The organism is Pseudonocardia sp. DSM 110487, assembly GCF_019468565.1.
Classification (GTDB): domain Bacteria; phylum Actinomycetota; class Actinomycetes; order Mycobacteriales; family Pseudonocardiaceae; genus Pseudonocardia.
Window position 1 is genome coordinate 6,671,787 of the sequence record NZ_CP080521.1, and the last position, 19,450, is coordinate 6,691,236.

Annotated in this window: 19 protein-coding genes; 9 read left to right on the plus strand and 10 right to left on the minus strand. The window is 71.9% G+C overall.

From position 1 onward, the window contains the following. Nucleotides 1-6: 6 nt before the first annotated feature. Together K1T35_RS31140 and K1T35_RS31145 are read right to left on the minus strand one after the other, a co-directional pair. Complete coding sequence (locus K1T35_RS31140; RefSeq protein WP_220255353.1) at nucleotides 7-855, minus strand: carbohydrate ABC transporter permease; 849 nt, start codon at nucleotides 853-855, stop codon at nucleotides 7-9. Further along, nucleotides 852-1,814 carry a carbohydrate ABC transporter permease gene (locus tag K1T35_RS31145; RefSeq protein WP_220255354.1) on the minus strand — a complete coding sequence of 321 codons (963 nt, stop codon included), beginning with the start codon at nucleotides 1,812-1,814 and terminating at the stop codon, nucleotides 852-854. Before K1T35_RS31145 ends, K1T35_RS31140 begins: the two co-directional genes overlap by 4 nt. Nucleotides 1,815-2,101: 287 nt before the next feature. Between K1T35_RS31145 and K1T35_RS31150 the strand changes: the two genes are divergently transcribed. From K1T35_RS31150 to K1T35_RS31160, 3 genes are read left to right on the plus strand one after another with little or no spacing between them, the layout of a single operon-like run. Further along, nucleotides 2,102-3,193 carry a TRAP transporter substrate-binding protein gene (locus tag K1T35_RS31150; RefSeq protein WP_220255355.1) on the plus strand — a complete coding sequence of 364 codons (1,092 nt, stop codon included), beginning with the start codon at nucleotides 2,102-2,104 and terminating at the stop codon, nucleotides 3,191-3,193. Nucleotides 3,194-3,201: 8 nt separating this feature from the next. Further along, a complete protein-coding gene (locus tag K1T35_RS31155; protein WP_220255356.1) occupies nucleotides 3,202-3,726 on the plus strand; it encodes a TRAP transporter small permease in 525 nt (174 codons plus the stop codon). Beyond that, nucleotides 3,726-5,033: a TRAP transporter large permease gene (locus K1T35_RS31160; RefSeq protein WP_220255357.1), complete on the plus strand. Its 1,308-nt coding sequence runs from the start codon at nucleotides 3,726-3,728 to the stop codon at nucleotides 5,031-5,033. Before K1T35_RS31155 ends, K1T35_RS31160 begins: the two co-directional genes overlap by 1 nt. A 15-nt stretch (nucleotides 5,034-5,048) precedes the next feature. Here K1T35_RS31160 and K1T35_RS31165 read toward each other — a convergent pair whose 3' ends face one another. Both K1T35_RS31165 and K1T35_RS31170 read right to left on the minus strand, forming a co-directional pair. Then, nucleotides 5,049-7,025, minus strand: coding sequence for a serine/threonine-protein kinase (locus K1T35_RS31165; RefSeq protein WP_220255358.1), 1,977 nt, complete (start codon nucleotides 7,023-7,025; stop codon nucleotides 5,049-5,051). Nucleotides 7,026-7,127: 102 nt separating this feature from the next. Then, nucleotides 7,128-7,637, minus strand: coding sequence for a DUF664 domain-containing protein (locus K1T35_RS31170; protein ID WP_220255359.1), 510 nt, complete (start codon nucleotides 7,635-7,637; stop codon nucleotides 7,128-7,130). Nucleotides 7,638-7,769: 132 nt separating this feature from the next. Between K1T35_RS31170 and K1T35_RS31175 the strand changes: the two genes are divergently transcribed. Further along, entirely contained in the window at nucleotides 7,770-8,576 is an 807-nt protein-coding gene (locus K1T35_RS31175; protein WP_220255360.1) for an SAM-dependent methyltransferase, read from the plus strand. 49 nt (nucleotides 8,577-8,625) lie between these two features. On the opposite strand, the gene K1T35_RS31180 is transcribed toward K1T35_RS31175, so the two are convergent. Then, nucleotides 8,626-8,865 (minus strand): DUF397 domain-containing protein, encoded by a 240-nt coding sequence (locus K1T35_RS31180; protein WP_220255361.1) that lies wholly within the window; start codon nucleotides 8,863-8,865, stop codon nucleotides 8,626-8,628. Between the two features lie 93 nt (nucleotides 8,866-8,958). Between K1T35_RS31180 and K1T35_RS31185 the strand changes: the two genes are divergently transcribed. Further along, nucleotides 8,959-9,225 (plus strand): hypothetical protein, encoded by a 267-nt coding sequence (locus K1T35_RS31185; protein WP_220255362.1) that lies wholly within the window; start codon nucleotides 8,959-8,961, stop codon nucleotides 9,223-9,225. Between the two features lie 293 nt (nucleotides 9,226-9,518). Here K1T35_RS31185 and K1T35_RS31190 read toward each other — a convergent pair whose 3' ends face one another. Then, complete coding sequence (locus tag K1T35_RS31190; RefSeq protein WP_220255363.1) at nucleotides 9,519-9,914, minus strand: helix-turn-helix domain-containing protein; 396 nt, start codon at nucleotides 9,912-9,914, stop codon at nucleotides 9,519-9,521. 78 nt (nucleotides 9,915-9,992) lie between these two features. Between K1T35_RS31190 and K1T35_RS31195 the strand changes: the two genes are divergently transcribed. The 3 genes from K1T35_RS31195 (at nucleotide 9,993) to K1T35_RS31205 (ending at nucleotide 12,621) form a co-directional block, all read left to right on the plus strand. Next, a complete protein-coding gene (locus K1T35_RS31195; RefSeq protein WP_220255364.1) occupies nucleotides 9,993-10,634 on the plus strand; it encodes an NADPH-dependent F420 reductase in 642 nt (213 codons plus the stop codon). A gap of 177 nt (nucleotides 10,635-10,811) precedes the next feature. Beyond that, the gene (locus tag K1T35_RS31200; RefSeq protein ID WP_220255365.1) at nucleotides 10,812-11,984 is read left to right on the plus strand and encodes an MFS transporter; all 1,173 of its coding nucleotides are present in this window, start codon (nucleotides 10,812-10,814) and stop codon (nucleotides 11,982-11,984) included. A 76-nt stretch (nucleotides 11,985-12,060) separates the two neighbouring features. Further along, nucleotides 12,061-12,621: a hypothetical protein gene (locus K1T35_RS31205; RefSeq protein WP_220255366.1), complete on the plus strand. Its 561-nt coding sequence runs from the start codon at nucleotides 12,061-12,063 to the stop codon at nucleotides 12,619-12,621. Here the strand turns inward: K1T35_RS31205 and K1T35_RS31210 are convergent. From K1T35_RS31210 to K1T35_RS31225, 4 genes are all read right to left on the minus strand, one after another. Beyond that, nucleotides 12,587-14,347, minus strand: a complete 1,761-nt coding sequence (locus tag K1T35_RS31210) for an ABC transporter ATP-binding protein (RefSeq protein ID WP_220255367.1) — start codon at nucleotides 14,345-14,347, stop codon at nucleotides 12,587-12,589. The genes K1T35_RS31205 and K1T35_RS31210 overlap by 35 nt on opposite strands. Beyond that, the gene (locus tag K1T35_RS31215) at nucleotides 14,344-16,098 is read right to left on the minus strand and encodes an ABC transporter ATP-binding protein (RefSeq protein ID WP_220255368.1); all 1,755 of its coding nucleotides are present in this window, start codon (nucleotides 16,096-16,098) and stop codon (nucleotides 14,344-14,346) included. The genes K1T35_RS31210 and K1T35_RS31215 overlap by 4 nt, the downstream gene beginning before the upstream one ends. Before the next feature lie 71 nt (nucleotides 16,099-16,169). Then, entirely contained in the window at nucleotides 16,170-17,387 is a 1,218-nt protein-coding gene (locus K1T35_RS31220) for an MFS transporter (protein ID WP_220255369.1), read from the minus strand. A gap of 8 nt (nucleotides 17,388-17,395) precedes the next feature. After that, the gene (locus K1T35_RS31225) at nucleotides 17,396-18,292 is read right to left on the minus strand and encodes an alpha/beta hydrolase (RefSeq protein ID WP_220255370.1); all 897 of its coding nucleotides are present in this window, start codon (nucleotides 18,290-18,292) and stop codon (nucleotides 17,396-17,398) included. Between the two features lie 96 nt (nucleotides 18,293-18,388). Between K1T35_RS31225 and K1T35_RS31230 the strand changes: the two genes are divergently transcribed. Further along, a complete protein-coding gene (locus tag K1T35_RS31230) occupies nucleotides 18,389-19,429 on the plus strand; it encodes a CdaR family transcriptional regulator (RefSeq protein ID WP_220255371.1) in 1,041 nt (346 codons plus the stop codon). Nucleotides 19,430-19,450: the final 21 nt, after the last annotated feature.

The following is a 19,450-nucleotide window of genomic DNA, read 5'->3' on the forward strand; positions in this document are numbered from 1 at the left end:
AAGGGTTCAGCCGGTGACGGCGCCGGTGACCAGCCCGGCGACGATCCGGCGCTGGAGGAGGAAGAACACGGCGAGGACGGGCACGGTGACCAGGACGGTGCCTGCCATGATCACGCCCCAGTCCGGGACGCCGTCGAAGTTCATCAGCAGGGTCAGCCCGACCGGGAGCGTCATCATCTCCGGCCGGTCGATCACCAGTAGCGGCCAGAGGTAGTCGTTCCACTCGGTGACGATCGAGACGAGCCCGACCGCGGCGATCGTGGGCCCCGAGAGCGGCACGACGAACCGCCACAGCCGCCGCCAGTGCCCGGCGCCGTCCAGCTCCGCCGCCTCGAGGATCGAGCGGGGCAGTGTCAGGAAGTGCTGGCGGAACAGGAACGTGCCGAATGCGCTCGCCAGGCCGGGGATGATCAGGCCCTGGTAGGTGTTGAGCCAGCCGAGCTGGGCCACCAGCGCGTAGTTCGGGATGAGCACGATCTGCTGCGGCACGAGCAGCGCGCACACCACCACGTAGAAGAAGAACCTGCGGAACGGGATGTCGACGAACACCAGCGCGTAGGCCGTCATGAGCCCGAGCAGCATCTTCACGCCTGCCCCGAGCACCGTGGTGATCGCGCTGTTGACGAAGAACATGCCGAACGGGACGGTCTGCGTGGCTGTCACGTAGTTGGTGGGTGCCACCGAGTCCGGCAGCCACTGGATCGGTATGCGGTAGAGCTCGTCCATGCCCTTGAAGCTGGCGAGCACCATCCAGACCAGTGGCAGCACCATCACGGCCACCGCGAGCGCCATCGTGAGGTACCCGCCGACGGCCGGCCGCCCGGCCCGAGCCCGCGGGTGCGCGTCCACGATCATGAGTAGTGCACCTTCCGCTCCACGAAGCGCAGCTGCGCCACGGTGATGACGAAGAGCACCAGGAACAGCATCGTGGCGATCGCCGACGAATAGCCGGCCCGTCCGCCCGCAAATCCCTCGAGGTAGATCGAGTACATCATCGTGGTCGTTCCCTCGAGCGGGCCGCCGTCGGTCATGGCGCGAATGATGTCGAAGGACTGCAACGACGTCAGCAATGTGGTGATGCCGAGGAAGAACGTGGTGGGCCCGAGCAGCGGCAGCACCACGGAAACGAACGATCGAATGGGTGACGCGCCGTCGAGTGAGGCCGCTTCGAGCAGATCGCGGGGCACCGCCTGCAATCCCGCGAGATAGATGAGCGCCACGTACCCGACGTTCTTCCACAGGTACACGATGATGATCATCACCAGCGCCCACTGGGGGTCGGTGTACCAGTCCGGCGAGCCGATGCCGACCGCCCGCAGCAACGCCCCCAGAACGCCGAAGTTCGGGTCGAACACGAACAGCCACAGCAGCCCGACCGCGACACCGGACAGCACGTACGGTGCGACGACGATCGTGCGGGCCGCGCCGCGAAAGCGCAGCTTGCGGTTCAGCAGCACCGCGAGCAGGAGACCGAGCACCATGCCCCCGCCCACCGTGGCGAGCGTGAAGATCACTGTGACGGTGAGCATGCGCGGGGTGCCGGGGTCGGCGAAGAAGTCGGCGTAGTTGGCCAGGCCCACCGGTCTCGCGGTGGGCGAGCCGAGGTTCCACTGCAGCGTCGAGAGGTAGAACGACTGCACCAATGGCCGGTAGGTGAACACGACGAGCAATGCGATGTTCGGCCCGGCGAGCAGGGCGAAAAGCAGCCAGTTCCGCAGCCGGTTGCGGGATCGGGCACGCGGCTGGGAACGGCGCGTACGGTGCGTCCCGGCCCGCCGGACCGGGGTTTCCGGCGGGAAGATTGCGGTGGCCATGTGGGGAGAGGTCCTCCGTTGTCGATGCGCGCTCAGCCTAAGCCGCGGGGACGGCCGTATCGAGCGCGCAACCGCAGAAGTCCGATGTTCGCGAAATGATGTCAGCTATTGTTCACGTGCCGTTTCCGCGATCCCTGGGCGGTTCATCCGTACGCCACCGAGAAGACAGCCGGAGATCTGGATCACGGGCGCCGCCCGCCCGCCTTCGCCGGCTCCGGCACGCGACGCGAGACACATCAGACGTCTGGACTTGACAGCGGTGATCGCCATCACCGAGGTTGTCGGCCATGGGTGGCTACGCGCGCCGGAGCGTGTCCTCGCAGGGTCCACGGGGTCTGCGAGGACCGCAGAGCGAGCGCGGAACCATCGGGAGGCGCGGCTTCCTCGCGGCCGCGGGGCTGGGGGTGGCCGGGCTGGCGGCGTGCGGCCGCGCCGACGCCGCCACCACGGGCAGCATCACCACGGCCACCTACATCCCCAAGTCCTACGACGACCTCTACCCGGGCGTCCAGACGTTCATGGACACCCTCGCCACCACCAGCGGCGGGCGCCTGACCTGCGACATGTACGACGCGGGCACCCTGCTCGGCGCCGAGCAGCTGCTCCCGGGGCTCATGCTCGGGGTGGCCGACGTGATGTTCCAGACCAGCTCGTACGTGTCTTCGAGCTTCCCGATCCTCGGGGCGATGGAGCTACCGTTCGGCGCGGAGGACTACGCGAAGCAGCGCCGGGCGATCGACCCGGGCGGCCCGCTGTTCACACTGGTCAACGAGCATCTCGCCGGGCAGGGCGTGCGGCTGCTCGGCGGGATGCCGTGCACGTTCGAGTACCTCTGGACGATCGGCAGGCCGATCCGGCGCCCCGAGGACGTCCGCGGCCTGCGGATCCGCGTGGCGGGCGAGATCGAGGGCGAAACCGTCAAGGCGCTCGGCGGGGCGCCGGTGTTCATGGGCTCGTCGGAGGTGTTCGAAGCCCTGGAGCGCGGCACGATCGACGGGCTGATGAGCTACCTCGGCACGGTCGTGTCCCGCGACCTGCAGGAGATCGTCCGCTACGGCACGCGTGCCCACTTCGGTGCGTACACCGTGGACGCGTACTGCCGGAGCGACTGGTACGCCGCTCAACCGCCCGAGCTGCGCGCGGCACTCGACGAGGCAGGGCGCGCGCTCTACCGGGACGGCACCGAGGTGATGGTCGGCGTGCACGAGGGCGACTACATCGCGCAGGTCCTGGAGGGCGGAGTCGAGATCGTGGAGCCGGACGGCGCGGAGCTGGAGGCGTTCCGGGCGGCGGTCGAGCCGGTGTACGGGCGGTGGGAGCACCTGATCGGCGACGTGGGTGTCGCCACCAGGGCCGTCGACCTGATCAACAACGCGTAGGGGGAACCGTGGCGGGGATCCGCCGGGCCGTACTGGCCTGCACATGGGCGATGGCCATCGTGGCGATGGCCATCGTCGGGCTGATGATGCTCACGATCACCTACGACGTGGCGGCCCGCTACCTGTTCGCCGCCCCCACGGACTGGGCCTACCCGCTCAACTCCACGGGCGTCCTCGTCGCGACGATGCTCGCGGTACCGCACCTCTACGCCACGGGCTCTCACATCTCGATGGACCTGCTGTACCGCGCCATGCCGGGGCGGGCGCGCCGGGCGGCCGACATCCTCACCACCGCGGCCACGGCGTTCCTCGGGCTCGTGCTCGCGGTCACCGCGTTCCGGTCGATGACCGTGGCGTACGCCGGCGGGCTCACCGGTGCCGGCACCTTCAACATCCCGCTCTGGATGCCGGATGCCGTGCTGACCCTGTCCGGGGTGTTCCTCGTGCTGGTGGCGCTGCTGTTCCCGGCCGCGGCTCCGGACGCGGCACCGGGCGAGGCGGAGGCCCCGGCCGAGGCGCAGGGGGTGGCGTGATGGTCGCGGACGGACTGATCGTCACCCTCGCCGTGGTGCTGCTGCTGGTGCTGATCGCGCTGCGCACACCGATCTTCGTGGCGCTCGGCGTCGCGGGCGTGGCCGGGCTGCTCGGCCTCGGCGGGTTCACGGCCGTCGAACTCGTGCCGCTCGCGCTCGTGTCGCAGCTGCAGGAGTACGCGCTGGTGGCCGCGCCGCTCTACATCCTGCTCGGCGAGGCGCTCGCCGTGAGCGGGCTGGGGCGGGACCTGTTCGCCGCCGCGCACCGCTGGTTCAACCGGGTGCCCGGCGGGCTGGGCGCGTCCGCCGTCGGGGCGTCCACGGTGTTCGGGGCGATGTCGGGCGTGAGCATCTCCTCGGTGGCCGTGATCGGCCGGATGGCCGTGCCGGAGATGCTGGAGCGCGGGTACAAACCGGCGTTCGCGAGCGGCGCCGTCGCCGCGTCCGGCGCGCTCGCGATGCTGATCCCGCCGAGCCTGATGTTCATCCTGTACTCGTCGATCACCGGCGAGAGCGTGGCGCAGCTGTTCGCGGGCGGACTCGTCCCCGGCCTCGTGCTGTCGGCCATGATGATCGTGTACATCGTGGTGCGCGCGAAGGTGGCGCCTGCGAACGCCCCCGTCGACCCGGACCGCTTCACGTGGCGCGAGCGGTTCGCCGCGATCGGGCGCATCTCCCCCGCCCTGCTGCTGATCCTGCTGGTGCTCGGCTCGATCTACACCGGGATCGCGACGCCCACCGAGGCCGCCGCGGTGGGCGCGCTCGCCGCGTTCGCCGTCACCGGGGCGATCTACCACAAGCTCGGCTGGGGGAACCTGAAGCGGATCTTCGTCTCGACGGCGCAGGTGACCGCCGCCGTCCTCGCGATCGTCGGCGCCGCGTTCGTGTTCACCCAGATGCTCGTGCTCGCCCGCGTGCCCGACGCGTTCACCGAGTTCATCGTGGGCCTCGACGTCCCGGCCACCGTGATCATGATCAGCATCATGCTCGTGCTGATCGTGCTCGGCTGCCTCGTCGACGCGGCGTCGCTCCTGCTCGTCGTCACCCCGATCCTGGTGCCGGCGATCGAGGAGCTGGGCTACGACCCGCTGTGGTTCGGCGTGCTGCTGGTGGTGAACCTGGAGATCGCGGTGATCACGCCGCCGGTCGGGCTGAACCTCTACACGATGAAGTCGGTGGTGCCGGAGCTCGACCTCGCCGACATCTTCCGCGGCATCGCCCCGTACGTCGCGATCGAAGGTCTCCTGCTCGCAATCATGATCGCGTTCCCGCAGCTCGCGACCTGGCTGCCAGGGCTGCTGTCCTGAGCCGGCGACAGCGGATCATGTGGTGTACGCCGTGGTGTCGACGAGCCAGAGCGCGTCACCGTTGTGCTCGGAGACATAGAGGCGCCGCCCGTCCGGGGCGATGGCGAGGGAGCGAGCCTCGCCCTCGAGCGGCACCGCCTCCACCTCCTGCCCCGTTGTCGTCTCGATGACGCGCACGTACGGATCGAGTGAGTCGATTGCGTAGAGGTACGCGCCGTCGGGCGAGACCACCATCCGCGACGGGCCGCCAGACGACCGTGGCAGCTCGAATCGACCGATTGCCCGCCGGGTCCGGCCGTCGAGTACGACGATGCCGTCTCGGCACGAGACGTAGACGCGGCTGCCGTCGGGGGCTACCGAGATGTCGGTCACGTACTCGAGTGCGAGGTTGTTCACGACCGCGAGGGACGCGGCGTCGACCACGAGAACCCCCTGAGACGACGACATCCTCGTCACGTACAACGTCTGGCTGTCGGCGCTGACGACGACCTCGAAGGGGCCGCGGCCGAGCGGCTCGGTGGCGCGCACTGCTCCGGTGGCGGTGTCAATGGCGAAGATCCGATCCTGGTCGTTGCCGCTCGCATACACGGTGCGTCCGTCCGGGGCCACCGCCGGGTGGTAGGGCCTCTCCCCGACGGGAAACTGCGCGAGCAAGTCGCCCGTGCCGAGATCGAACCTGCCTATACCCTCGTGCTCGACTGCGTACACGCTCTTCCCGTCAGGGGCCGGCGCGAAGCCGCCGATCCGACTGGCGGACGGCGTGATCCGCGCGGTGGCGGCACCGGTGGCGGGATCGACCACGAGCAGGCCGTCGACGCCCGCGACTGCGATGATGTGCGCTCCATCTCGGGTGATCTCGACGTCGTAGGTCCCCTCGCCGAGCCATCTGGTCTCGACGTGTCGGGCCTTCGAGGGCTCGGGGAGAGGGCTCATGACGACGGCGGGCGCGGCCACCAAGGCGGCCACGAGCGCGCAGCTCACCACGATCATCCCCCGCCGCCACCCCCTGGGCCTGCGCGCCCGCGGGGTCTCCACCCGCTTGACCGTCGGCCCCGCAGTGGACTCGGTCCGCTCAACGAGCTTCCGCTCCGCCAGCCGCGCAGTGGACTCGGTCCGCTCGACCAGCTCCGGCACCGCCAGCCGCGCAGTGGACTCGGTCCGCTCGACCAGCTCCGGCACCGCCAGCCGCGGAATGGCCCCCAGCCGCTCGACGAGCTCCGGTGCCGTCGGACGGCGGGCCGGGTCGCGGGCCAGGCAGGCCTCCAGGTGCGGACGCAGCTCGTCGGGCACCACGGATACGTCCGGATCCTGCTGGCTGACCCGCATCAGCATCGCGAGCGGGTTGGCCGCCGTCCCGAACGGACCCGTACCGGTCGCCGCGAAGGCGAGGATCGACGCGAGCGAGAACACGTCGGACGGCGCCTCGGGTTCCGCACCGAGGGCCTGTTCGGGCGACATGAAGGCGGGGGTGCCGATGACGTCCCCGGTGCGGGTGATCTTCGTGGCGTCGACGGCGCGGGCGATACCGAAGTCGATGAGCCGCGGCCCGTCGCTCGCGAGCAACACGTTGCTCGGCTTCAGGTCGCGATGTACGACGCCACTCGCGTGCAGGGAGGCGAGCGCGGCGGCGAGCTTGCGGGCGAGTGGCAGCACCGTGGGCAGAGGCAGCGGGCCCGACCGGGTCACTTCTTCCTCGAGGTTCGGGCCGTCGACGTACTCGGTGGCGAGCCACGGCCGGGAACCGACCGGGTCAGAAGCGAGTACGCGCGCGATCCATGGCCCGTTGACGGCGCCGGCGGTGGCGATCTCGCGGGCGAACCGAGCCCTGAACTCAGGGTCGCCGATGAGCTGCGGATGGATGACCTTGATCGCGGCCTGGCCGCCGGCTTCGTCGCGGCCGAGGTACACCACGCCCATGCCTCCGGAACCCAGCCTGCCGAGCAGCACGTACGGGCCGATCGTGGACGGGTCGTCCGGACCGAGTTCGACCATTAGCCCCCCAGCAGCGTGAACCCGCGCGCCAGGCAGCATAACGTCGCTTTACCGCTGGTCGGGACGTGATCAAGTCGACGTCATGAGTCTCCCGAGGACGCCTCAGCGCCGCTCCACGATCCCGCGCACGAACGCAGCCTGGCCCGCGTGCTGGGCGCAGTCGTCGATCACGCTCACCAGACGGACGCCGAGGGTGACGGGCGGGTCCCACGCCTCGTCCACCACGCGGTCGAGATCGGCATCGGTGAGGCCGCCGACGTAGTCGAGGGTGCGCGCCGCGACCGCGTCGTAGTAGCCGGTGAGCAGCTCCGGCGATTCCACCCGCACCTTCGCGACCTCGTCCGAGCTGTGCCCGTAGCCGATCGACCCTACCCGGAAGGGCAGGGCGAACCGGTCCGCCCAGCCCTGCGTGGTCCACACCTGCTCGGTGCCGGCCACCCCGGCCACGTGGTCGTCCTGTACGCGGGACAGGTGCCAGACCAGCCAGCCGATCGAGTTGGCCTCGTCGTCGATGCGGTACGCGAGCTGGTCGGCGGAGAGCCCGTCGGCGGCACCGTGCACCTCCTCCCCGATCCGGGAGAACGCGTCGGTCAGCAAGGCAGCAACATCCACGCCACGACCCTACGACGCAGGAGATGCGCAGGCGTCGATGCGTCACGGGGTGTGACCGCCGGTCACACTATCCGCCGCTTGTGGAACGCGTTACTGTCGGCGCGCGCATCGGGACGGGCGGCAGGAGGAGCGGTGGACGAGCAGGCGCCCGCGCCGTTCTACGTCGACACGTCCCGCGCCTCCATCGCCCGCGTCTACGACTACCTGCTGGGCGGCAAGGAGAACCTCGAGGTCGACCGGCGGGCCGCCGACGCCATGCGGAACGTCGTCCCCGAGGTGGGGGAGATCGCCAAGGCCAATCGGTGCTTCCTGCGCCGCGCCGTGCGGTTCCTGGTGCGTGACGCAGGAATCCGGCAGCTCCTCGACATCGGATCCGGGCTGCCGAGTGACGGCAACGTCAACGAGGTGGCGCAGGCCATCGACGCGGGCGTCCGGGTGGTCTACGTCGACAACGACCCGGTCGTGTTGGCGCACGCGAGGGCGCTGCTCGCCGTCGACGAGCAGACCGCCGTGGTCACGGCAGACCTGCGCAGGCCCGAAGCGCTCTTCGAGCAGGTCACCGCGCTGGGGCTGCTCGACCTCGACGCACCGTTCGCGGTGCTGCTCTCCGGCGTGGTGCACCACCTGTCCGACGACGACGATCCGGTCGGGATCCTCGCCGCCGTGCGGGAATGGCTCGTCCCTGGCAGCTACATGGCCCTGTCGCATTTCCTCGACGACGGCAAGTCGCGCGCCTACGCGCTCGAGCTCGCGTTCCTCCACGGTGGCCTCGGTTCGGGCCGCTTCCGCACGTGGAAGGAGCTCGGCGGCTACTTCGACGGGCTCGAGCTCGTGGAGCCCGGCCTCGTGTACGCGAACGACTGGCGCCCCGACGAGTTCACCCTCGCCGAGAGCCCGGTACACACGCTCTACGCGGGCGGCATCGGCCGCAAGCCGTGACGCGGTGCCCGGCCGAACCGCCGCGCCGGGTCACCGATCGGGTGAAGTTTCAGTTCGTCAGGTCGTCGAACTCGCCGTCCTTCGCGCCCGCGACGAAGGCGGCGATTTCCGCACGCGTGTACACCAGCGCGGGCCCGTGGGGGTCCCTGGAGTTGCGCACCGCCACGGCACCGCTGTCCAGGGCGGCAACCTCGATGCAGTCACCGCTCGGGTTGCTGGCGCTGCTCTTGCGCCACGCCACGGCACCCAGCTGATCCGCCGCGATGCCGTTGTCCTCGACCTGGTGCATTTGCGCCTCCCCGATGCTCGTTGCAGATGTACGCGCCGAATGTACTTGCAGACGCGCTTGCGTCCGCAAGCCGGACTGGGGACACTCGTATCCATGAGCAGTGGCGATCACGCTGGTCGACGTCCTGTCGACACGATCACCGTCACCTGCTCGATCGACTCGCGCGCCCATGAGGTGCCCGACGCCGAGCTCGCGGCGGCGGCCCGGAGCAGCGACGGCCACTACCAGGCTCTCTGCGGCCACATGGTGGCCGCGGCGCCGATGGTCGAGCCGGACGGCCAGCCGTGCCTGCTGTGCACCGCGATCGTCGAGCGCACGGAAGCCACTCGCCGTGCCGCGCGCCAGCGCATCCTCGGCTGACCTCTCCCGACCGGCCTGCGGCCTCGAGCCCGCCGGAGCGAAGCGCCGGAAATCGGATGGAGCGAACAGCACCCGCCCGGGCAGGGCGGGTGCTGCCGCCGGCCGGAGCGAACCCCGGCCAGACGCGCCCGCGGCCGGGGGGATCACCGCGGACGCGTGGTTGACTCCGTACCCGCCGCCCGTTCGTTACGTCCCGAGCTGCAGGTTCCCGCTCACCGATCAGCGGTTGGTGCAAGCGGGTGGCGCGGACGAGGGTGGAGTGGCCGTCAACGACCATCCGCCCTTGATCAGGGTCATCGGGCCGAGTGGCCGCGGCGCGCGTCGTGCAGGGCCGGGACGTGCTCGTCCGCCCACCGGGACACCACGTCCACCACATCGAGGAGGCTCCGGCCGAGCGGGGTGAGCGCGTAGTCCACCCGCACCGGCACGCCCGGGGTGACCGATCGCGTGACCAGCCCGTCGCGCTCCAGCCCGCGCAGCGCCTGGGTGAGCACCTTCTGGCGGGCGCCCGCCAGTGCGCGGGCCAGCTCGCCGTGGCGCCGGGGACCGTGGCGCAGCGCGACGAGGACGAGCGGCACCCACTTGTCGCCGAGCCTGCCGAGGACCTCCTGCGTGGGGCAGGCGGCGACGGCCGCACGGTGCTGGTCCCGGCGCTCGTCCCGCCACTCGGCGGCCGTCCGTGTGGTCACGAAGGATCCCTCCGGTGCCATGGGCTCTTCGAAGTGCCTACTGCCGCCAGTTCTACCTGTCGCCATAGCGTCGCGGCCATGAGACCCACGATCGCCGTTCTCGGCACCGGCGCTGTCGGCACGACACTCGCCACCGCGCTGGCCGGAGCGGGATACGCCGTGACGGCCGGATCGCGCGACCCCGGCCGCCGTGCCGCGACCTGGACGGCTCCCGTACCGCTCGCCGGGCTCGCCGATGCGGCGACGCACGCCGACCTCGTCGTCAACGCCACGCCTGGCCGTGCATCCGTCGACCTCCTGCGCCCGCTCGCCCCACAGCTCGCGGGCGCCGTGCTCGTCGACGTCGCCAACGCGGTGGAGCAAGGGCCCGACGGGTTCGCCTCCTCGCTGCGCTACCCCGCGTCGAGCCTCGCCGAGGAGCTGCAACGGGCGCTGCCGGACACCCGCGTGGTCAAGACCCTCAACACGATCGGCCCGGCGGAGGCGATGGTCACGCCCGGTGCGCTCGCGACGCCGCCGTCGGCGTTCCTCTCCGGTGACGACGGCGCCGCAAGGCAGCTCGTCGCGGCGGTGCTCGCCGACATGGGCTGGCGACCCGAATGGATCATCGACCTGGGCGGGCTCGCCACCGCCCGGGTGACGGAGGCGTTCATGCTGCTCGTCCGCCCGCTCGTGCACGCGCTCGGCCCGGTCCCCTTCGGGCTCGCCGTGGCGCGCTGAACGGGCTCGGACTCCCGAAGGCCTGCAGCTACGTCGTGGGGGCGAGCTCGAACAGGCTGGACCCGGGTAGCGGCACGATCTGGAGCCGCGCGCCGGCCGTGGTCCTCGCATGGCCCGCGGATCCTGCGAGGATCGCAGCCGGCGCGCGTCAGCGAGCCGGAACTCTCGGAGGCCGGGATGAGCGAGCGCACAAGGGCTGCCGGGAGCCGGCTGCTCCCCCTGTACGCGGCGGGCTTCGTCACCGCCTTCGGCGCCCACAGCATCGCCGCCAGCCTCGGCGGCTACACCGAGGCGGAGCACGCCTCGCTGCTCACCCTCGGTCTGCTGCTCGCGGTCTACGACGGGGCCGAGATCGTCCTCAAGCCGGTCTTCGGGGCGCTCGCCGACCGGATCGGCCCACGGCCGGTCCTGCTCGGCGGCCTGCTGGCCTTCGCGGCGGCATCCGCCGCCTTCGTGGTCGCGGGCAATCCGGCGCTGGTCGGCGTGGCCCGGTTCGGCCAGGGGGCGGCCGCGGCGGCGTTCTCCCCGGCAGCGGGCGCGATGGTCGCCCGCCTCACCCCGCAGACCGGGCACGGCAAGGCGTACGGCGGCTACGGCGCGTGGAAGGGCATCGGGTACACCCTCGGCCCGGTCCTGGGCGGAGTCCTGATCACCCTGGGCGGCTACCCCCTGCTGTTCGGCACGCTCGCCGCGCTGGCGGTGGCCGTCGCCGTGTGGGCGGTCCTGGCGGTCCCGGCGGTGCCGCCGCTCCCCCGTGCCCGGCAGACCGTGCTCGACCTGGCCCGCAGGCTCAGCACCAGCGGGTTCGTGCGGCCCACGCTCACACTCGCTGGGGCGACGGCCGCGCTGGCGGTCGGTGTCGGTTTCCTGCCGGTGGCGGGGGCGGCGAGCGGGCTCGGGCCACTGGTCACGGGCGGGGCCGTGTCCGTACTCGCCGCCACGGCCGCGCTGGTCCAGCCCCGCGCGGGCCGTGCACGCGACAACGGCCGGATCTCCGACGGGCCCGGCATGGCGACAGGACTGGCATTGGCCGCGGCAGGCATGGTTGGCGGGGCCGCGCTGCCCGGCCTCGTCGGGCTCCTCGCGGCCGCTGTCCTCATCGGTGTCGGGACCGGGCTGGCGACCCCGATCGCGTTCGCGCACTTGGCCGCCAGCACCCCGGCCGAGCGGCTCGGGCAGACGATGGGTGCCGCCGAGGTCGGCCGGGAGGTCGGCGACGCGGGCGGCCCTCTGCTGGTCGGCGCCCTTGCCGCGGCAGCAACAGGCGCACTCGGCTTCGGCCTGCTCGGGCTTGCCGTCGTGCTCGTCGTGCTGGCAGCGGCGGTCGCACGGACGACGGTGCGCCCGTGAGACTTGCGGTGCAATCTCGTAATCAGGTGAGACGTTCGGCGTCAACCACCTGGCGCATTTCCTGCTGGTGCGCGAGGTGCTGCCCACGATGCGGGCACCGGGCAGGGTCGTGTTCGTCTCCAGCGCCACGCACGACCCGGCCCGGCGAACCGGCTTCCCGCCGCCCCGCTACACCACCGCTCGCGAGCTCGCGTACCCCACCGCCGGTACGGAGAGCGCCATGCGCGCGGGACAGCGCCGCTACGCCGCGTCCAAGCTGTGCAACGTCATGTCCGCCTACGAGTTCGCGAAGCGGGTCCCGGCGAGCACCGCGACGTTCAACGCGTTCGATCCCGGCCAGATGCCGGGCACCGGCCTGGCCCGCGAGCTTCGCGGTGTCCGAGCGTTCGCGTGGCATCGAGTCATGCCGGCGCTGACCCTCGTGCCGGGGATCAACCGCCACACACCGAAACGGTCCGGCGCCGCGCTCGCGCGGCTCATCCTCGATCCGCGGCTGGCCGGTACGACCGGGAGATACTTCAACGGCACGCGCGAGGTCCGCTCCTCGGCCGAGTCGTACGACACCGGCACGTCCGGGGATCTGTGGGAGACCAGCATCGCCCTCATCGAGGAGCGGCGGCGATCGCGCTGCGGGTAGTGCGGCGAGCCAGCCGCCATCCCTGCGCGCGGCTGCGCTCCCGCCAGTAGTGGGCGTACCGGCCGCCGCGGGCGAGCAACTCGTCGTGGACCCCCTGTTCCACGGCCCGTCCCCGGTCCAGCACGACGATGTGGTCGGCCGCGCGCAACGTGTGCAGCCGATGCGCGATCACCAGCACGGTGCGGTCGCGGGACAGGGCCGCCATCGCCTGCTGCAGGGCGTGCTCGTTCTCGGCGTCAAGGGCCGCGGTCGGTTCGTCGAACAGCACGATCGGCGTGTCCTTCAGCAGTGCGCGGGCGATCGAGATGCGCTGCCGCTCCCCGCCGGACAGCCTGCCGCCGCCCTCCCCCACCGGCGCCTCCCAGCCACCGGGGAGGCGTTCGACGACGTCGTCGACCCGCGCCGCGCGGGCCGCGGCGTACACCTCCTCGTCGGTGGCGTCGGGCCGGCCGATCCGGACGTTGTCGAGAACGGTTCCGTCGAACAGGTAGACGTCCTGGAAGACGACCGAGATGAGCGACGTGAGGTCCTCGGTCCGCAGCTCGCGGACGTCCACACCACCCACCCGCACACCGCCGGAGTGCGGGTCGAAGAACCGCGCGATCAGCTTGATCACGGTGGTCTTGCCCGCACCGGACGGGCCGACGAGCGCGGTCATCCGGCCCTGCGGCACCCGCATCGACAACCCGTCAAGCACCGGCGATCCGTCGTAGCCGAACCGCACGTCGTCGAGCTCGAGGTCGACACCGCACGTCGGCCGCGACACCTCGGGCTCCGGCAGCGGCTCGGTGCCGAGCAGCGCGTTGATCTCGCCCAACGCGTTCTCGGCGATCCGGATCGCGCCGCCGAGCTCCGCGACGAGCACGACCGGCTCGACGAACCGGGCCGCCAGCACCAACAGCGCGATCAGTTCCGCGGTGCCGAGCGAGCCGCCGAGCACCAGGTACGTGCCCAGCGCCAGCAGCACGATGAACGTCGCCTGCGCGATGAAACCGAGCCCGACGACGCCGGGGATGCCGACCCGCAGCATCCGGCGCCCCGCCCCGTGCTGGGCCGCGAGGGCGACATCGAGCGCGGCGTGCCCCTCCACCGTGCGGCCGAAGGCCCGCAGCACCGGCTGGGCACGGGCGAACTCGACGATCCGCCCGGCCGCGTCGGCGTGTATCCGGTCCGCGTCGCGGTCGGCGGCCTGCATGCCGCGGCCCGCGATCCGGTACACCACGGCCACCGCGACCGCGGCGACGGCCATCGCGACGGCCAGCCGCCAGTCGAACAGGAACATGGCAAGCACCACGACCAGCGGCGTGACCGTGGCGTCGACCACCTGCCGCAACAGGTGCGCAGGCACGCCCATGACGTCGAGCACACGCTGGCCGGCAAGGCGCCCCAGTCCGCCCACGCGATCGGCGGTGAACCAGGCCAGCGGCAGCCGCGCGACCGTGTCCCCGATCCGGTGGTGCAGGTCCCGGCTCAGGTTCGCCCCGGTCCCGAAACCGGCCAGCGTGCCCGCGTAGTTGACGGCGGCGAATCCGATCCACAGCACCGCGAGCGCGATCACCCACGGCCATGCCCGTTCCGGTGTGCCGCCGAGCAGTTCCCCCAGCACCGGGACCAGCAGGACGAACGCCACCCCCTGCAGCACCGCCGCGGCGGTGAGCAGGCCGAGCAGCCTGCGCAGGGCGCGGTCGTGCTCAGGGCCCAGTGCGGTGAACAGTCGGCCGATCATCCTCGTCCCCCCATCAGCGCGCCTGCGCCTGTCTGTTCCTGCAGCCGCCACATCCGCGCATACCGGCCCTCGGCGGCGAGCAGCTCCTCGTGCGTGCCCTGCTCGACGATCCGGCCACCGTCGAGCACCACGATCCGGTCGACGCCGACCACCGAGGCCAGCCGGTGCGCGACGACGAGCACGGTCCGCCCGGCCGCTAGCTCTGACAGTGCGTCCTGGATCAGGGCCTCCGACTCGGGGTCGGCGTGAGCGGTCGCCTCGTCGAGCACCACGATCGGGGTGTCGGCGAGGATCGCCCGCGCGATCGATATCCGCTGCGCCTCGCCACCGGAGAAGCGGACGTCCCGGCCGACGATCGAGTCGTAGCCGCGCGGCAACGCGGCGATGCGCGCGTCGACGGACGCGGCCCGCGCCGCGCGGCGCACCGTCTCCTCGTCCGCATCGGGACGGGCGAGGCGGATGTTGTCGCGCACGCTGGCGTCCAGCAGCTGGACGTCCTGCAGCACGAACGACACCTGCCGGTACAGCTGGTCCGGCGCGATGTCGCGCACGTCGACGCCGCCGATCGTGACGGCGCCCTCGGTCGGGTCGAAGAACCGCGGCAGGAGCTTGGCGAGGGTGGTCTTGCCCGAACCCGAATGGCCCACCAGCGCGGTCACGGTGCCCGGCTCGAGGACCAGGTCGATGTCGCGCAGCACCGGCCGTTCCGCGTCGTAGGCGAACGCGACGCCGGACAGCTCCACCCGGCCGCCCTCCGGCCGTCGCGGCTCGGCCGGCACCGCGAGCTCCGGCGCCACGAGCAGCGTGCCCACCCGCTTCGCCGCCGCGCTCGACTTCTCCACGTCGTGGCTGTAGTAGTGCAGCGCCTGCAGCGGCCCGGCCAGGCCCAGCCCGAGGATCGCGAACGGCAGCAGCTCGATCGCCTCGAGGTGCCCTCCCGAGACCAACGCCGTGCCACCGACCAGCACCGTGAGCAGGACCGTGACCGGACTGAACGCCAGCTCCGCCGCCGCGGTCGCCCGGTAGCCCTTCGCGATCCATGCGAGGAAGAACTCGGCGAAGTCGTCGGCGGCCTGCGCGTACTGCCGGTGCGCGCGCCCCGTCTGCCCGAACATCTTCACGACGGCGATGCCCTCGAAGAACTCGACGACCCGGCTGCTGATGCGCTGCTGCGCGGCGTCGAAGGTCGCCGACTGCCCCTCCATGGTCACCGCGGCCCGTACGAACAGCGCGACACCCGCCGCAATCGGGATCAGCAGGATCAGCGCCATCTGCCAGTCCGCCCAGAACAGGTAGGCCAGCGTCACGAGCGGCGTGATCACGCTCGCGGTGAGGTTCAGCAGCGCGTGGGCCACGAGGTGGTGCATCGTGTCGACGTCGTGCTGGACCGCCTTCCCGATCCCGCCCGCGCCTCGATCGGTGAACCAGCCCAGTGGCACCCGGCCGAGCCGATCGACGAGGCGCCGCCGCACCGACAGCTGGAAGTCCAGATCCGCGCGGTGGGCGAGCGCGCCCGCCACCGTGCTCAGCAGCAGCCACCCCACGAGCGCGCCCGCCGCGACCGCGGCGACCGCCCATGCCCGGCCCTCGTCGGTCGGGCCCGCCGCCAGCAGCACCCTCGCCAGCTCCGCCACGGCGGCGAACGGCACGACGGCGACCACCGCCGCAACGGCCTGCAGACCGACCGCCGTACCCAGCCGCGCCCGGACGGGCCGCAGCAGTTCGCCGAGACCTATCGCTTGCTCCTCCATCGTGCGCCTACCCCTCCAAGGCCAGATGAGTTTCGCTACCAAAAGTATCGATACCAACAGTATCGCAAACGTCAGCCGGCTCGCACCGTCTCCGCGGCCGGCGTCTGGCGGATCCCGGGATGGACGAACGTGAAGACGGCCAGGCCCGCCAGCAGGACCGTGCCGAGGAGGTAGGGGGCGACGGGCGCGATCTCGTACAGCCCGGTGCCCAGCAGCGGGCCGAGCATGAAGGTGATCGCGTTGCTGGTGCCGACCAGCCCGACCACGGCGCCCTGCTCCTCCCGGGTGGCGAGCAGGGTCGGTGCCGCCATGATCCCGGGCAGGCCGAACCCGAGGCCCGCGCCGAGCACGGCCATCGCGGCGCCGAGCAGCGGTCCGTTCCCGGCGACGGCGACGAGCGCCATCCCGGCGGTCATGACGACCGCGCCCAGCCGGATGAGTCGCAGCGGCGGCCACTTCAGCCGCGGCACGGCCACGGCCTGGACGAGGATGAGCGCGCTCGCCCCGGCCAGCACCACGAAGCCGGTGGCCTGCCCGGTCTGCTCCGTGGCGAGCCGCAGCCTGTCCTGCACGAGGAAGCCGATCGTCATCAGCACGATGCCGAAGGCGAGGTACATGCCGAACCCGGTGGTCAGGAACGGCCACATGCGACGGTCGAACGGGCTGACCTTCACCGAGGGCCGGCGGTCCAGGTGGGCCTGCGGCCTCGGGAGGCCGAGCCAGGCCAGCACGGCGACCACGGCGAGGATGGCCGGCGCCACGTAGATCGGGACCAGCAGGCCCGCGCCGCTCAGCACTCCACCCAGCGCTGGCCCCGCCGCGAGGCCGAGACCCTGCGCCGCGCCGACCATCGACATGCCCCGCACCCGCTCGGCCGTCCCAGAGGTCACGTCGGCGACGTAGGACTGAGCGGTGACCGGCGTCGCCGCCCATGCAACGCCGAACACGACGCCCCGGCTGAGCAGGATCAGCGCGAACAGCAGCGGCCCGGCGAGCACGCCTGCCAACCCGGCCTGGGCCGTCGCCGCGAAGGCCAGCAATCCGAGCATCGCACCGACGAGCGAGATCAACAGCACCGGCCGGTGGCCCCACGACATGCTGCGACGGCTCCAGAACGAGCTGGTCAGCACGACGCCCGAGGCCCCGACCGTCCACACGATCCCCAGCGCCAGCTCGCTGAACCCGAGCTCGCGGGACAGCGGCGGGAGGATCGGGTTGAGCATCTGCTGCCCGGTCATCAGGCCGAACACGGCCAGGCAGACCAGCAGGATCGGTCTGTTCCCCGCCACGGCCGCGCTCACCCGGCCAGCGCGCGCCGCAGGGCACCGCCGAGCTCGGCGATCTGCCGCTGCGACACCTCGGCGGACGCGATCGCCTGCGATCCGTGGAACGTGCCTGCCCACTGGTGCAGCTCGACCGGGACGCCCGCCTGGAGCAGACGCAGCGCGTAGAGGATGTCCTCGTCGCGGTTCGGGCAGAACTCCGCGGTGGCGATGTAGACGGGAGGAAGGCCGGACAGGTCCTCGGCCCGTGCCGGGGCCGCGTACGGCGACGCGGGCGCGCCGCCCAGGTAGTGCCGCCACGCCGCGGCGAGCCGGTCGCGGTTCCACCACGGGGTGTCGGTGAAGTTGCGCGCCGACCACGTCTCCATCCGGTCGTCGAGGCCGGGCTGGTTGAGCAGCTGGAAGCGGATCGGCGGCCCCTGCTCGTCACGTGCCCGCAACGCCACCCCCGCCGCCAGGCCGCCGCCTGCGCTGTGGCCGCCGACCGCGATCCGGTCCGGGTCGACGCCGAGCTCCGCCGCGTGTTCGGCCGTCCAGGCCAGCACGGCGTATGCGTCGTCGAAGGCCGCCGGGAACGGGTGCTCGGGGGCGAGCCGGTAGCCCACGGAGATCACCACGGCGCCGGATCCGCCGGCGAGCCGGGCGGCCCACGGGTGCTCGGTGTCGCGGTCACCCACGACCCAGCCGCCGCCGTGCAGCCAGACGATGGCGCCGTGCGCCTGGTGCGGGCGGTAGATCCGCACCGGCACGTCCACGGCCGCGGGGACCGTGCGGTCCTCGACCTCCATCCCCGCGATGTCGGGTGCAGGCACGGCGGCCACGAGCTCGGCGAAGATCTTGCGCGTGGTGACCGGGTCGTCGGGGTCGATCTGCGGGAGCAGCGGGACGAATGCTTCCAACTCGGGATCCATGTCGACCATCCTCACGGTCACCGCCCGGCCGATCACCCGCCAACCGCCGCGCATTCGGCCCCGTTCGCGCACCGATCGGCGCCTATCCTCGGGCGGGTGGAGGCACTGGTCGCACGGCTGTCGCACCTCGATTCCCACGTCGAGGGCGCCCTCCGCGTCGTCATGGTCTACGACACCCTGATGCGCCGACGGGTCGATCTCCCCGTGCTCGCCCGCACGTCGGCCGGCCTGGCCGAGTGCGTGGCAGGCCTCCGGCTGCACGGCACGGGCCATGCGATCCGCTTCGCACCCGACGGCAGGGAGGCGTCGGACCTGCCGGGAGCCGCGTCCACCTCGGTACCCATCACGCTCGACGAGGAGGAGATCGGCACGGTGTGGCTGGAGCGCCCCGGCGTCCCCGGCCCGCTCGACGATGTGGTGCTGGACCGGCTCGCCATCGCCGCCGCCGCGGTCGTCGAGCGGTACGGCCCTGCCCACACCACCATGGCCGACCCCGCCCTCGTCGAACTGGTGATCAGCGCCGACACCGACGACGCGGCCAGGAGCAGGGCGCTGCGGCTACTGGGTTTCGCCGCGGACCTGCCGGTCCACGTCGTCGCCGTGCGGTCGCCGCTACCGCTCGACCGGGTCGGCGGCCTGATCTGCCCGGCCCGCCCGGTGAAGGCGGCGCCACTCGCCGACATGGGCGTCGTGCTGGCGACCACCGTCGACCAGAGCCGGTTCCCGGCCGATGTCCGGGCGGGGATCGGCGGAGCAGGCAGCCCCGACCGCTCCTGGCGGGAGGCCCGCACCGCGCTTCGCTTCACGACCTCGCACCAGCCGGTCGTGCGCCACGGCGATCTGGGTGCGCTGGCGCTGCTCGCCCAGATCCCCGATGACGACGCGCGGGCCAACCCGGACGTCGCGGCGATCGCCCTGCTCGCCGCCAACCCCGACGACCTGGAGACCCTGGACGCCTACTGCGCCACCGGCTCCCACCGCAAGGCGGCCGAGCTGCTCCACCTGCACCACAGCAGCGTCGCCCGCCGCCTCGACCAGCTCGGGAAGGCACTGGGAGTCGAGCTTGCCGAGCCCATCGGGCTGACCCGGGCCAGGATCGCGCTGACCACATGGCGGCTGCTCGACGATCGCGGGTAGGGAACGCGCGCTGGGTGCGCT

Coding starts and splice junctions, on each gene's coding strand:
- K1T35_RS31200 (WP_220255365.1), top strand. CDS start 10,812: ATGAGCGAGCGCACAAGGGCTGCCGGGAGCCGGCTGCTCCCCCTGTAC.
- K1T35_RS31210 (WP_220255367.1), bottom strand. CDS start 14,347: ATGATCGGCCGACTGTTCACCGCACTGGGCCCTGAGCACGACCGCGCC.
- K1T35_RS31150 (WP_220255355.1), top strand. CDS start 2,102: ATGGGTGGCTACGCGCGCCGGAGCGTGTCCTCGCAGGGTCCACGGGGT.
- K1T35_RS31225 (WP_220255370.1), bottom strand. CDS start 18,292: ATGGATCCCGAGTTGGAAGCATTCGTCCCGCTGCTCCCGCAGATCGAC.
- K1T35_RS31185 (WP_220255362.1), top strand. CDS start 8,959: ATGAGCAGTGGCGATCACGCTGGTCGACGTCCTGTCGACACGATCACC.
- K1T35_RS31195 (WP_220255364.1), top strand. CDS start 9,993: ATGAGACCCACGATCGCCGTTCTCGGCACCGGCGCTGTCGGCACGACA.
- K1T35_RS31180 (WP_220255361.1), bottom strand. CDS start 8,865: ATGCACCAGGTCGAGGACAACGGCATCGCGGCGGATCAGCTGGGTGCC.
- K1T35_RS31160 (WP_220255357.1), top strand. CDS start 3,726: ATGGTCGCGGACGGACTGATCGTCACCCTCGCCGTGGTGCTGCTGCTG.
- K1T35_RS31215 (WP_220255368.1), bottom strand. CDS start 16,098: ATGGAGGAGCAAGCGATAGGTCTCGGCGAACTGCTGCGGCCCGTCCGG.
- K1T35_RS31145 (WP_220255354.1), bottom strand. CDS start 1,814: ATGGCCACCGCAATCTTCCCGCCGGAAACCCCGGTCCGGCGGGCCGGG.
- K1T35_RS31165 (WP_220255358.1), bottom strand. CDS start 7,025: ATGGTCGAACTCGGTCCGGACGACCCGTCCACGATCGGCCCGTACGTG.
- K1T35_RS31140 (WP_220255353.1), bottom strand. CDS start 855: ATGATCGTGGACGCGCACCCGCGGGCTCGGGCCGGGCGGCCGGCCGTC.